Raw genomic sequence first — 13,547 nt, 5'->3', positions numbered from 1 at the left:
TCGTGCTCAAATCCGTGGCGGGTCAGGGCTCCAGCTTCGCCGTGACCGTCGTCGTGGGCGAGGTGGCGCCCGGTGACGCGCCGCCGCCGGCGCCTCCGCGCGTGTCGCTCGATACCTTGCACGTGCTGATCGTCGACGACCATGCCACCAACCGCCATATCCTGCTGCAGCACGCGATCGAGTGGCAGATGGCCGCGTCCAGCGCCGCCGACGGCGCCGAGGCGCTGGGCCTGCTGCAAGGCGCGCTGCGCGGCGGGCGTCCGTTCGACCTGGCCATCATCGACATGCGCATGCCCGTCATGGATGGCGCCGAACTGGTGCGGGCGATCAAGGCCGACGCCGACATGGCGGCACTGAAAATCATCATGCTCAGCTCGCTGGATGCCTCGGCCGATCTGCACCAGGTGACGGCGCTGGGCGTGGAATACTGCCTGACCAAGCCCGTGCGGGCGCTGGAACTGCGCCACTGCATCGAAGCCGTGGGCGGCTTCGGCACCCTGGCCCCCACGCTGCCTGCCATGCCGGCCCTGCCCGCCGCGCAGGATACCGCTGGCGTAGGCCAGGCGCCGCTGCGCATGCTGCTGGTGGAAGACAATGCGATCAACCAGGAAATCGCCCTGGCCATGCTGGAAGATACCGCTTACCAGGCCACGCCGGCCGACAACGGGCGGCGCGCGCTGGCCCTGTGGGAGCGCTACCCGTTCGATGTGATCCTGATGGATTGCCAGATGCCGGAAATGGACGGCTTCGAAGCGACGCGGCGCTTGCGCCGCATGGAAGCCCAGCAAGGCCGTGAGCGCACGCCCATCATCGCCCTGACGGCCAACGCCATCCTGGGCGACCGCGAACTGTGCCTGGACGCGGGCATGGACGACTACCTCGCCAAGCCGTACACGCGCGCCGCCCTGCTGGCCGTGCTGGCCCGCTGGCGCCCGGCGTCCAGCGCGCCGGCGGCGGTGCAGACGCCGGCAGTGACGGCGCAGGCTGTCCAGAAGGCGCCGGCCGAAGCGGCCGCCATCCTCGACGCGGCCGCCCTGCAAAACCTGCGCGCCATGCGCCGTCCCGGCCGTCCCGACGTGCTGGGCCGCATCATCGACCTGTTCTACAGCGACGCCCCGCGCCTGCTGGTGCAGCTGGAAGTGGCGGCCGGGGCCAGCGACGCCGCGGCGCTGCAGCTGGCCGCGCACACGCTCAAGTCCAGCTGCGCCAACGTGGGCGCGCTGGGCTTGTCGGCCACCTGCCGTGAAATCGAACAATACGCGCGCGGCAATGACGTCGGCGGCGCGCTGCGGCATATCCGCGGCATCCAGCAAGAACTCGACCGTGTCCTCGCCGCCCTGGCCATTGAAAAGGAAGCCCTATGAATACCGCACTCCCCCCGCAAGCACTGGTTCTGGTGGTCGATGACGACACCATGACGCGCTTCCTGGTAACGGAAGCGCTGGAGCCGGAAGGCTTCCGCATCGAGGAAGCGGCCAGCGGCCTGGAAGCGCTGGCCGCCTTCCAGCGCGGCGTGCCCGACCTGGTCCTGCTCGACGTCGCCATGCCCGGCATGAGCGGCTTCGAATGCTGCGCCCAGCTGCGCCGGCTGCCCGGCGGCGCGCACGTGCCCATCGTCGTGCTGACCGGCAACGATGACGATGACTCGATCAAGCAGGCGCTGGAAGCGGGCGCCAGCGATTTCATCTCCAAGCCGATGCAATGGCGGCTGCTGGCGCACCGGCTGCGCTACCTGCTGCGGGCCAGCAGCGCGCTGACCGAATTGAGCCGCATCCAGGAAAGCCTCAACCACGCGCAGGCGCTGGCCCGCCTGGGCAACTGGGAATACCGGGGCACCGGCGGCGATGGTTACTGGTCGCCGGAACTGTTGCGCATCCTGGGCCTCGATGCCGCTTCCGGCGCCACCAGCTTCGACCGTTTGCTGCAATGCCTGCCCGAAGACCAGCGGCCCCTGCTGCTCGATGCCTTCATGGAACTGCATGCCAGCGGCACCAGCTACGGCCTGGAACACGCGGTGCTGCAGCCGGACGGCGGCGAGTGCATCGTCTTTCACCAGGCCGAGGCCGTGCGCGAAGGTGGCGAAGTGCTGCTGATGCGCGGTACCGTGCAGGACATCACGGATCGCAAGCGGCAGGAATGGCGCATCGAGTACCTGGCCAACCACGATGCGCTGACGGATCTGCCCAACCGCCAGTTGCTGAACGACCGCATCGGCCAGGCCATCGCCCATGCCCGCCGCACCCGCCTGCACCTGGCCACCCTGATGCTGGACCTCGACCGTTTCAAGTTCGTCAACGACAGCTATGGCCACCCGGTGGGCGATGCGCTGCTGCAGGAAGTGGCCCGCCGCCTGAAGCTGGCCGTGCGCGAAGGCGACACCGTGGCCCGCCAGGGCGGCGACGAATTCGTCATCCTGCTGACGGACTTGCCCGATAGCGACACGGCCGAGGACATCGCCAAGAAGGTGCTGGCGGTGTTCGCCGAGCCCTTTGTGCTGGGCGAGCATACCTTGCATGTCAGCACCAGCATCGGCGCCAGCGTGTTTCCCTCCGACGGCGACAGCGCCGACATCCTGTTGAAGACGGCCGATGCGGCCCTTTACAGCGCCAAGGACAAGGGCCGCAACGCTTACCAGTTCTACAACCACAAGATGGGCGTGCTGGTGGAAGAGCGGGCCGAGATCGAGCACGCGCTGCACCAGGCGCTGGCGCTGGGCGAGCTGGAATTGCATTATCAGCCCAAGGTCGATCTCACCAGCGGCAAGATTTATGGCATGGAAGCGCTGTTGCGCTGGCGCCGGCCCGGCATCGGCCTGGTGCCGCCGGACCGCTTCATCCCCCTGGCCGAGGAAACGGGCATGATCGTGCCCATCGGCGAATGGGTGCTGCGCACGGCCTGCGCGCAGCTGGGCGTCTGGCATGCCTACGGCTTTGCGCACCTGACGATGGCCGTCAACGTCTCGGCGCGCCAGTTCCGCCAGGTCGACATGCCGCAACTGGTGCGCGCAGTGCTGGCGGAAAGCGGCGTGCCGTCCCACTGCCTGGAACTGGAACTGACGGAAAGCGTGCTGATGCAAAACCGCGACCTGGTGGTGCGGGCGCTGGAACAGTTGAAGGAAATCGGCATCACCCTGGCGCTGGACGACTTCGGCACCGGCTATTCCAGCTTGTCCTATCTCAAGCAATTCCCCATCGACGTGGTGAAGATCGATCAATCGTTCATCCGCGACGTGACCGACAGCGTGGACGGCGCTTCGCTGACCCGCTCCATCATCGCCATGGCCAAGTCGCTGCACCTGACCACGGTGGCCGAGGGCGTGGAAACGGAGGGACAATTGGGATTTCTCAATACCAACCGCTGCGACGCCATGCAAGGCTATTACTTCAGCCGCCCCCTGCCCGGCGCCGAGATGGATCTGATGTTGCATGCCGGCACCCATTTGCCGCCCGAGAGCTGCCATGCCGTGGCGCCGCAGCGCGTGCTGCTGCTGGTCGATGACGAGGAGCATATCCTGTCCGCCCTGCGCCGCTCGCTGCGCAAGGAGGGCTACCAGATACTCAGCACCACCAATGCGCAGGAAGCGCTGGAACTGGTCGCGTCCCACGCGGTGGGCGTGATCCTCACGGATGCGCGCATGCCGGGCATGTCCGGCAACGAACTCTTGCGCCGCATCAAGGGCGTCTATCCGGAGATCGTGCGCGTGATGCTGTCCGGCTATCCTGAGCTGCATTCGGTCACGGCGGCCATCAACGAAGGCTCGGTGTACAAGTTCATCACCAAGCCGTGGGACGAAACCCTGCTGAAAGACCACTTGCTGGAAGCCTTCCAGCGCTTCGAATCGGGCGTGCAACGACCGCCACGGGGTCCCCATGGCATCGAAATCAGCAACCGTGCCGCCTAGGCGCCGCCAGGAGCCATCATGCAGGAGCAACTATTCTTCGAAGGCTTGCGCGCCCTGGCCGAAGCGGCCTTTCCCAAGCATTGCGCCTGCTGCGGCCGCGTCTTCGCCACGGCGGACGAGTTCATCGGGCAGACGCGGGCGATGCGGCAGAATGTTTCCGGGCTAAAGCAAAGTTTCGATGACAACAACGTCGCCATCGTCGAGGTCTACCGCAATTGCCCGTGCGGCTCGACCCTGATGGATTTCTTTTCGGACCGGCGCGACACGTCCGAAGCGTGCCAGCAACGGCGCCTGCTGTTCGAGCGCCTGCTGCCGCTGCTGCAGGAAAAAGGCATGGAACGGGGCGCGGCGCGCGCCTATCTGCTGCAGATCGTGCGCGGCGAGCTGCCTTGAGGGGCAGCTCGTCGTATCACCTTACCAGTAACCAAGCACCTTCCACCACGTCGTGCCGACGACGGCAAAGATCAGCAGTTCCACCACGCACATGATGAAACCGACACGCCACCAGTTGCCCATCGTCACGAAGCCGCTGCCGAAGATGATGGGCGAGGTGCCCGTGGCGTAGTGGGTCAGGGTCATCATGATGGCCGAGCCGGCCGTCATCATCAGCATGAACGGTACGTGGTACTCGGCGGGAATCAGGTGCAGGCCCACCGTCAGGAAGGCCAGCAGCATGGCGCTGATGTGGGCCGTCGTGCTGGCAAAGAAGTAATGCGAGAAGACGAACACCAGCACCAGGACGCCGGCGATCGGCAGCCAGTCCATGCCGCTGGCGACGATGGCCGCCTTCATGCCGGCCGAGAACCAGGCGATCACGCCCGTCTTGTTCAACTGCTCGGCCATCATGACGAGCGCGCCGAACCACACCAAAGTGTCCCAGGCGCTCTTTTCCGACAGCACGTCGTCCCAGTCGATGGTGCCGGTAATGATCAGCACAAACAAGCCGATGAAGGCGACCACCGTCGCATCGAGCGAAAACGCGGGGCCGAACAGCATGGCGGGCACATTCGCCCACAGCAACAGCAACAAGGCGAAGGTACCCAGCATGACTTTTTCCGACGGCGACAGCGGGCCCATGCTTTTCAGTTCCGCCTTGGCGTAGGTGACGGCGTCCGGCGTGGCTTTCAGTTCCGGCGGCGACAGCCAATAGATAATCAGCGGCATCACCAGCAGGCAGACCAGGCCCGGCAGCAGCATGCACAGGGCCCAGGTGGTCCACGTCAGGTGGAAACTCTGGCCGCTGGCCTTGGCGACGAAATCGACCACCAGCGGATTGGGCGCCGTGGCCGTGAGGAACATGGCCGACGTGATCGGATTGGCGTGGTAGTTGACGAGGGCCAGATACGTGCCCACTTTCCCTTCCGTGCCCTTGGCAGGATCCGAATCGAAGGCGTTGGCGATCGATTTCATGACGGGATGGACGATGCCGCCGCCGCGCGCCGTGTTACTCGGCGTAAATGGCGCCAGCACCAGTTCGCAAATCGCCAGGCCATAGCCGATGCCCATGGTGCGCTTGCCCAGCAGCGAGATGAACAGCAGGCCGATGCGGCTGCCCAGCCCCGTCTTTTTCAGGCCGCGCGAGATCAGAATCGCCACGACGATCAGCCAGATCAGGGGATTCGAAAAACTGCTGAGCGCATCCGTGATGGCGCCCTTGGACGAGGTCGACGTCACTTGCGACAATGACACGATGACGATGGCCATCATGGCCATCACGCCGATCGGCATGACTTTTAAAATGATCGCCAGAATCGTGGTGAGGAAGATCGCCACCAGGCCCCAGGCCTTCGGCGTCAAGCCGTCGGGCGCCGGCAGCAATAGCATGCTCACCAGCAAGGCGGTGCAGATCAGGGCGGGGACGAGGCGGAATGGGACGGCTTCCTTGAAATGCAGGAACATGTCGCGCACTGTTTTATACATCTTTATTACCTTTCGCTGTGGGTCAGGCATCCTGGCGGCCGGAATCGTGCACGCAGATTCATGGGCCGGCGGGCACGAAAACCGCGCCCGCAAGATGACAGATGCCCAACAATTCTGTTCGGCAATATCATACACGCAAGGCGTCCCCGGCCACTGCTTCATACGGCGCGCCGTTCCTGGCAATTGCAAAATCGTTGACCTGCGCGCGAGATCTCTCACATAATCGCCCCTCATGCTGCCAAACCGACAAGGACGCCATTGCAAGCTCGCAACCATCATATCGACGCCCTGCGCGGCGCGGCCATCCTGTGCGTGCTGTTGCTGCACTTTGCGCTGGCCTATGGCTTGAAGAACAGCCCGCTCTCGGCCTTGCCGGCCTGGCTATTGAAAGCCGCCTACCAGGGCAATTACGGGGTGACCATGTTCTTCGTCATTTCCGGCTACCTGATCACCTCGACCTCGCTGCGCCGCTGGGGCGACCTGGCGCGCATCGACCTGGCGGCGTTTTATGCCTACCGCATCGCCCGCCTGCTACCGGCGCTGCTGCTGGCCCTGTCCCTGATCGTGCTGCTGGGTGTGCTGGACGTGCCCTTCTATGCCAATTCGGACGGCGGCAAGGATTTGCCTGCCAGCTATTTCGTCATCGCCATCGCCTCCGTGCTGACCTTCTGGCACAACGTGCTGATGCAAAGCGCCGGCTATTTCAATTACTGCCTGAACGTGTACTGGTCGCTGTCCGTCGAAGAAATGTTTTACCTGCTGTTGCCACTGTCGTGCCGCCTGCTGCGCCGGCGCCAGGCGATCATGCTGCTGTGCGGCGCCGCCATTGTGGCCGGCCCCGTCTACCGCAGCTTGCACGCGGACAACGAAATCTATTTCATGTACGGCTATGCCGCCTGTTTCGACGCCATCGGCATCGGCTGCCTGACGGCCCTGCTGACGCAACATTGGCAGCCGGGCGCGCGTGCCGGGCAACTGTTGCGCTGGGCGGCGGGCCTGGCCCTGGCGGCCGTGTATGCGCGCGGCATCGGCGGACACGAAGTCTTCGGTTTTACCCTGATCGCGCTGGCCAGCGCCGCCTTCATCGTGGGCGCCCTGGCGGGCCAGACGGCCAGCCAGGGCCGCTCCGGCCCGCTGCAATGGCTGGGACGGCACAGCTATGAGCTGTACTTGTTCCATATCATCGTGCTGGCCGCCATGCGTAACGTGGTCGACAAGGCGGGCCTGGGCTACGCGGAACGGCTGCCGTGGCTGGCGCTGTTCCTGGCAGCGACGGCGCTGGCGGCCGCCCTCGTGGCCCGCTGCGTGTCCGAACCGGCGAATGCCGCCCTGCGCCGGCGCTTCCGGGGCGCCGCCGCGCCCGCGCCTGCGCGCGCGGTTGGCAGCCCTGGAGCGGCACCTTGAAAAAGTGAGCCAGGTCAAGAGAGCGCATGCCCACAGCCCGTTTCCGGGCAAATTCCAGCCCGAACTTGCCATCCGCACTATAATGTCGGCACCATGTGCGGCAGCATTGGCGGCGATAGACGGTAACAATTTCGTGTGGACGCCAGTACAATAGCGTCTGGGCCTACACAGGGTTTCACTTTTGCCAGCAGTTGCCAGCAACTAACCATTTTTTTGACCAGCCAACAAATACTATGAGTTCGATGAATGAAGAGCGCGTTTTAAGCGTGCACCACTGGACGGATACCCTGTTCTCCTTTACCACCACGCGCGACCCGTCGCTGCGTTTCTCGAATGGCCATTTCACCATGATCGGCCTGCGCGTCGATGGCAAGCCCTTGCTGCGCGCCTACAGTATCGCCAGCGCCAATTACGAAGAGCACCTGGAATTTTTCAGCATCAAGGTACCGGGCGGTCCATTGACGTCGCGTTTGCAACATTTGCAAGTGGGCGACACCGTCATCGTCGGCCGCAAGCCGACGGGCACCCTGGTGTCCGACTACCTGCTGCCAGGCAAGCGCCTGTACATGCTGTCGACGGGCACGGGCCTGGCGCCATTCCTCAGCATCGTGCGCGATCCGGACATCTACGAGCGCTTCGACCAGCTGATCCTCGTGCACGGCGTGCGCCAGGTCGATGAACTGGCCTACCGCGAGCTGCTGGAAGAGCACCTGCCGAAGCATGAATTCCTGGGCGAAATGGTCAGCGACAAGCTGCGCTATTACCCGACCGTCACGCGCGAAGATTTCCGCAACATGGGCCGCATCACGGCGCTGATCGAGAACGGCAAACTGGCCGAAGACCTGGGCTTGCCGGCGTTGAACCCGGCCGAAGACCGCGTCATGATCTGCGGCAGCTCGGACATGCTGCGCGACCTGAAAGAAATGCTGGAAGCGCGTGGCTTCAAGGAAGGCAATACCTCGACGCCTGGCGATTTCGTTGTCGAGCGCGCGTTCGCCGAGAAGTAATCGATCGCGTTCTCCAGGGGCCCGGTCCCGCCGCACCTTGCGGCGGCGCCGGGCCCCTGGCGTTTCAGCGCACCAGCGCCGGCGTGCCGCGCTGGTATTGCAAGCCATTCATGAAACGCTGCACGGGCTGAAAGGCACCGCTGAGGATATCGTCATGCGCCGCGTAATAGCGCGTCTCGATCTTCAGCAAGCCCAGCACGGTCGCATCGAGCTTGTCCGTCTGGTACGGCCGGCTTTCCAGCGCGGCGCGCGCGGCTCCCGATTGCGGCGCTTGCTGGTTGTTCCAGATCAACATGGGAATTTCATAGCCGCTCTTGTCGGAGGCGGAATGGCCCGCGTGATTGCGGCTGTAGCCCACTTCCTGGCCATGGTCGGAAACGAACAGCAGCGAGGCGGCGCGCCCGGCCTTGGCTTTGTCGGCCATGCCGATCAGGGTGCCCAGCACGTAATCGCCGTAGCGGATGGCGTTATCGTACTCATCGCGCTGGTGGCGTATCCAGCGGGACCTGCCCTGGCTGACCATCTGCGCGCTGACGGCGTCCCGCGCCTGGTCGAAATGCGCGAAGCGGCTGGGATAGCGCATGTCATAGCTGGGATGGGCGCCCAGCAAATGCACGACGATGAGCTTTTTCGGCGCCGTATCGGCCAGCGCGTGGGCGAACGGCTGGAACAGGTTGCCATCAAAATTGTTTTCGCCACGGCCAGTACCGTAGTTGATGAAGTCGCTTTCATCGGCCTGGCCCGCCAGCAGACCGATCCAGCCATCGTTGCGCGTCTGGTTCGAGACCCAGAACGTCTTGTAGCCGGCCGCCTCGGCCAGCATCAGCAAATTCGGCTTGGACATCCACGCATCGGGGTTGCCGATATCGGCCGGCGTGAGCATCGTCATCATCGATTCCACCGTGCTGGACGCGGGCGAAATCACGTCGTTGAACACCAGCAGTTTCGCACGCATGGCATCGAGCCGGGGCGTGGTGGCGCGCGGGTAGCCGTACAGCGACATCGAAGCGCGGTTGGTGCTCTCGCCGATCACCAGGATGACGGTGCGCGCATCCTCGCCCGCATAGCGCACATGCCAGTCGCGCGGCGCGGCCATGGCCGCCGTCAGCGCCTGCTGCATCGATTGCATCGCTGCCAGCTGCACGCTGTACTGCTGGTAGCGCAGCGGCCAGAACAGGGCCGGATTTTCGCGCCGCATGGTGTTATTGATGTGCAGCAGCACAAGAAAGACGGCCATGCTGACGGCAAAGCATTTTTGCGCCAGGCCCGGCACGCTGCTGGCGCGCGCCACCTGCCAGCGCTGCAGATAACGGTCGGCCAGCAGCACGGCCGTCGTCACGAGCACGAACCAGCCCGCCGATTGCGCCAGCGCGGCGCTGTTGTGCAGGAAAAACTCGGCCGTTTCCGCTTGATCTGTCGCAAACATCGCCTGTAAAACGGCATTCGGATTCGGCCGCATGCCAAAATAGCCACGCAAAAACCCCTTGATGGCAGCGTCGAGGTAAAACACGGGCACCACGATGCGCAGCAGCACGTTGATCGCGCCGGCGCTGGCATTGCCGCGCCACGCGTGCAGCACGCCGCCCACGCCCAGCAGGAAGGCCGCCAGCAAGACGCACAATTTCAGGCATTCGTTCGCACTTAACTGATCGAAGAGGAAGAACAGCAGCAGGCCAGCAATGCTGAGCAGGACACGGCAAAACAGAATCAGCATGGGGCAATAGATGGTAGGTATGCAAGGGAGACATGCCCGTGCGGACGGGCCAGCGATTGTAGCGTAGTCCCTTGCAACTTGTACCATCATTTCATGTGCGCTCCTGACAGAAATTGTCAGTGCTTTTCATTATGCTTTCGGCACCGGCAGGCCAGCCAGCCTGTCTTACTATTGATATCTCCACCTGCGACAGGACTTTTCATGACACGTGCCATCACCATACTGACCGAGAACTTTGCCGATTGGGAAACCGCCCTGCTCAATTCCACGGCGCGCCTGTATTACGGCTTTTACACGCAGTTCGCCACGCCGGGCGGCCTGCCCGTCACCTCGTCCGGTGGCATGCTGGTCACGCCGCAACTGGCGCTGGAAGAGATTGTGCTTGATGAACTCGATTTGCTGATGGTGTGTGGCGGCAGCCACTGGCAAAGCGGCAAGGCGCCGGACCTCGGCCCCTTGCTGCGCGCCGCCCGCGACAAGAATATTGTGCTGGCCGGCATTTGCGACGGCACGCGCGTGCTGGCGCAGGCGGGCGTGCTCGACACCGTGCGCCATACGTCCAACAGTGCGGACAACCTGTTGCAAACGGGCTATGCGGGCGCCGCCCTGTACCAGGACGTGCCGTGGGCCGTGGCCGACCAGCGCATCGTCACGGCACCGGGCACGGCGCCCGTCAGTTTTACGCGGGAAGTGCTGCGCAGCCTGGGCATTCGCGACGACAACCTGACGGCCTACCTGACCATGCACGGGGCCGAGCACGGTCAGGCGGTCCAGGCAGCACGCTAGTCGGCGGCCAGCACGCGCAAGCGCGCCACGGCGTGCGCGTTGCCCGGGTCCAATTCCAGCGAACGGCGGTAATGCGTGACGGCCTGCGCCTTCGCGCCGTCCGCCTCGTACGCTTCGGCCAGGCTGTCATGGCCGTTCGCCCCTTGCGGGTACAGTTGCACGCCCAGCTGGAAGACGGCGAGCGCCTGTTTCGGCTGTTGCCGGCCCAGCAGGCGGTAGCCCCAGGCATTCAAGTCGTCTTCCGTGGGCGCCGACAGCCCGTGCTGGCGCCGGATGGCCGCCAGTTTCTGCTCCAGCCCTTCAAAGCCTGTGCTGGCCGCTTTGTTGCGCAATAAATGCGCGGCATACGCGCCGCCGCGCTGCTGGCGCAGGGCGGGAAGGTAGAAACCGGCGACGGTATCGATCAGCTGTTCCGGCTGGCCACCGGCCAGGTTGCTGAGGATAATGATGGCCAGGCCATCGTCCGGATACACATAAAAGGCCGAGCGGGCGCCGCCGATGCCGGCCACGGCACGGTGATCACCGCGGCCGATGCTGGGCCAGCCCAGCGCCCACGGCGCCGGCTTGCCGTCATTCAGGCTGGTCGGCTGCCACAGCCGCTCCACGCTGGCGGGCGCCAGCAAGCGCCCCGACCGCAGCGCGATGAGCCAGTTCGCCAGTTCGCCCGCATTGCTGTTGATGCCGGCCCCCGCGCGCATGAACACGGGGAAATCCTCGATCACGTTGCGGTAAGCATTGCCGCCCCGCTCCAGCACGTAGGAACTGGCCTTGCCCACGACCACGTCCTTCGCGTCGCCGAAGCCGCTATGCGGCATGCCGGCCACGTCGAACTGGCGGCGCTGGATAAAATTGGTAAAAGGCTGGCCGCCCTGCCGCTCGATCAATTGCGCCAGCAACACGTAATTGGTCTGGTTGTAGCGGAAGCGCTGGCCTGGCGCGGCTTCCACGGGCAAAGTCTGCACGGCTGTCCACGCCGCGTCGGCGTCATCGGGCTGCGGCCCCACCAGCTTGCCGCTGCGCTGGTCCAGCACATCGGGCAAGCCGGAAGTATGGTTGAGCAATTGCGTCACCGTCACGGTTTGCCAGGCTGAAGGCAGGCCCGCCAGGTACTGGCCGATGGGTGCGGCCAGGTCGATCTTGCCCTGCTGCACCAGTTGCATCACGGCCACGCCCGTAAACGCTTTCGTTGCCGAATTGATGGAAAACAGGCTCGCGTCCGTCACCGGCACCTGGTATTGCAGGCTGGCCAGGCCAAAATTGCGCGACAGCACCACCTTGCCATGCCGGATGACCGCGATTTGCAGGCCCGGTATCCGGCGTTCGCGCATTTCGTCCTGCACGAAGGCGGCGATATCCCGCTCCGCGCGGCTGGCCTGCCGCCCGTTGGCGGGCGCGGCAGTGGCGGCCAGGGCGTCCGGCGCAAGGGCGGCGCCGAGCGCCAGGATGAGCAGGGCCGACGGGAAACGTGTATGCAAGATGACTCTCTCTGCTGGACGGAGCGGAAGTGCAGCATCACATATCTATTTAGTAACGTCAACGGAAATATTGCCAGATAGAAATCCATTCCTTGCAGCACACCGCTTATTGATGTAGATCGAACCGGCTGCCGCGCGCAGCGGCATCGCGCTCCTGCGCGGACTACACTGACAGTCTGGCCGGCGCACAGGCAAGCCGGCGCAAGGAGTCCGTCATGGCAGATCTCGTCTCTGGCAGCAATGCCCATGTCTTTGGCCTGGCGCGGCCGCAAGCAGGGAGAGCGGCGTCGCTGCACCAGGCGCCGCCCCGCAACACGGCGTTTCGCGACCTGCCGCCGCCGACGGGCAGCGCGCCCTTCCGCCTCGACCTCAAGGATGTCGTGGCGCCCGCTATCTACGAGGCCATCGTCAGGAACCGCAAACTCGTCTTCCACCTGAATGGCGACATGGGCGGCATCGAGTATGCGGTGCCGCAGGAACTGGTGGCAAAGGGCATGGAGAACGATTTCCAGGCCGACGCCAGTGAGCCGCCGGCCTTCCTGTATGTCACGGGCGACTGCGTCTACTTCAACGGCCAGGTCAGCGAATACTACAAACAGTTTTACCAGCCCTATGAATTCTATCTGGCGCCCGTGTTTGCCGTACCTGGCAACCACGACGGCGACAACCTGCCGGACGACCAGACCCTCGACGGCTTCGTGCGCAATTTTTGTGCGCCCCAGCCCGTCAAGATGCCGGAATCGGGCGATTCCCACCGCACGGCCATGGTGCAGCCGAATGTGTACTGGACCCTGCTCACGCCGCAAGCCAGTATCGTCGGGCTCTACAGCAATGTACCCGCCGGCGGCGAGATCCGCGCGCCGCAGAAGGAATGGCTGGTGTCGGAGCTGTCTACCCTGCCGCGCGAACTGCCCTTGCTGCTGGCCCTGCACCATCCGATCTACTCGGCCGACGACCACCACTCTGGCAGCACCTACATGAAAGACCTCGTCGCGCAAGCGTCCGCCGAAGCGGGCCGCCATCCGGACGCCATCCTTGCCGGCCACGTGCACAACTACCAACGGCTGACGCGGGCCAACGGCGACGGCGGCAAGACCCTGTTCCTCGTCACGGGCGCCGGCGGCTATCACAATCTGCACCAGATCATGAAGGTCAATGGACAGCGTCTGATCGCGCCTGCCGTCTTCCATGACGGCGACGGCGACGCCGTCACGCTGGAAAACTACTCGGACGACCATCACGGCTTCCTGCGCGTCGAACTGTCCGACGGCGTCATGCAGGGCCAATACTACGAAGTGCCGCGGCCGCAGGAACCGTTCAGCAAGGGCAGCCACCTGCTC

General features: G+C 64.4%; 10 protein-coding genes. 7 read left to right on the top strand and 3 right to left on the bottom strand.

Going from position 1 to position 13,547, the window contains the following annotated elements; all coding sequences use genetic code 11:
- From K0F86_RS11180 to K0F86_RS11170, 3 genes are all read left to right on the top strand, one after another.
- Nucleotides 1-1,364, top strand: a 1,364-nt coding sequence (locus K0F86_RS11180) for a response regulator (protein WP_219134448.1), incomplete at its 5' end; no start/stop codon positions are given.
- The gene (locus tag K0F86_RS11175) at nucleotides 1,361-3,901 is read left to right on the top strand and encodes an EAL domain-containing protein (protein ID WP_219134447.1); all 2,541 of its coding nucleotides are present in this window, start codon (nucleotides 1,361-1,363) and stop codon (nucleotides 3,899-3,901) included. The genes K0F86_RS11180 and K0F86_RS11175, both read left to right, overlap by 4 nt.
- A gap of 18 nt (nucleotides 3,902-3,919) precedes the next feature.
- Nucleotides 3,920-4,294, top strand: coding sequence for a hypothetical protein (locus tag K0F86_RS11170; RefSeq protein ID WP_219134446.1), 375 nt, complete (start codon nucleotides 3,920-3,922; stop codon nucleotides 4,292-4,294).
- 21 nt (nucleotides 4,295-4,315) lie between these two features.
- Here the strand turns inward: K0F86_RS11170 and K0F86_RS11165 are convergent, their stop codons facing one another.
- Nucleotides 4,316-5,821, bottom strand: a complete 1,506-nt coding sequence (locus K0F86_RS11165) for an anion permease (RefSeq protein ID WP_219134445.1) — start codon at nucleotides 5,819-5,821, stop codon at nucleotides 4,316-4,318.
- 258 nt (nucleotides 5,822-6,079) lie between these two features.
- Here K0F86_RS11165 and K0F86_RS11160 point away from each other — a divergent pair, with 258 nt between their 5' ends.
- Together K0F86_RS11160 and K0F86_RS11155 are read left to right on the top strand one after the other, a co-directional pair.
- The gene (locus tag K0F86_RS11160; protein ID WP_219134444.1) at nucleotides 6,080-7,225 is read left to right on the top strand and encodes an acyltransferase; all 1,146 of its coding nucleotides are present in this window, start codon (nucleotides 6,080-6,082) and stop codon (nucleotides 7,223-7,225) included.
- Between the two features lie 233 nt (nucleotides 7,226-7,458).
- Complete coding sequence (locus K0F86_RS11155) at nucleotides 7,459-8,232, top strand: ferredoxin--NADP reductase (protein WP_100873082.1); 774 nt, start codon at nucleotides 7,459-7,461, stop codon at nucleotides 8,230-8,232.
- A 64-nt stretch (nucleotides 8,233-8,296) separates the two neighbouring features.
- On the opposite strand, the gene K0F86_RS11150 is transcribed toward K0F86_RS11155, so the two are convergent.
- Complete coding sequence (locus K0F86_RS11150) at nucleotides 8,297-9,946, bottom strand: phosphoethanolamine transferase (RefSeq protein ID WP_219134443.1); 1,650 nt, start codon at nucleotides 9,944-9,946, stop codon at nucleotides 8,297-8,299.
- A 201-nt stretch (nucleotides 9,947-10,147) separates the two neighbouring features.
- Here K0F86_RS11150 and K0F86_RS11145 point away from each other — a divergent pair, with 201 nt between their 5' ends.
- Nucleotides 10,148-10,732, top strand: a complete 585-nt coding sequence (locus tag K0F86_RS11145; RefSeq protein ID WP_219134442.1) for a type 1 glutamine amidotransferase family protein — start codon at nucleotides 10,148-10,150, stop codon at nucleotides 10,730-10,732.
- On the opposite strand, the gene K0F86_RS11140 is transcribed toward K0F86_RS11145, so the two are convergent.
- Nucleotides 10,729-12,207, bottom strand: coding sequence for a serine hydrolase domain-containing protein (locus K0F86_RS11140; protein WP_219134441.1), 1,479 nt, complete (start codon nucleotides 12,205-12,207; stop codon nucleotides 10,729-10,731). The two genes, K0F86_RS11145 and K0F86_RS11140, sit on opposite strands and share 4 nt — an antisense overlap.
- 215 nt (nucleotides 12,208-12,422) lie before the next feature.
- Here K0F86_RS11140 and K0F86_RS11135 point away from each other — a divergent pair.
- Nucleotides 12,423-13,547, top strand: a 1,125-nt coding sequence (locus K0F86_RS11135) for a metallophosphoesterase (RefSeq protein WP_219134440.1), incomplete at its 3' end; no start/stop codon positions are given.

It is taken from the genome of Janthinobacterium sp. UMAB-60 (assembly GCF_900095235.1).
Classification (GTDB): domain Bacteria; phylum Pseudomonadota; class Gammaproteobacteria; order Burkholderiales; family Burkholderiaceae_D; genus Janthinobacterium.
The sequence above is the reverse complement of the archived record's forward strand: the minus strand, read 5'-3'. Positions and strand labels throughout refer to the sequence as shown.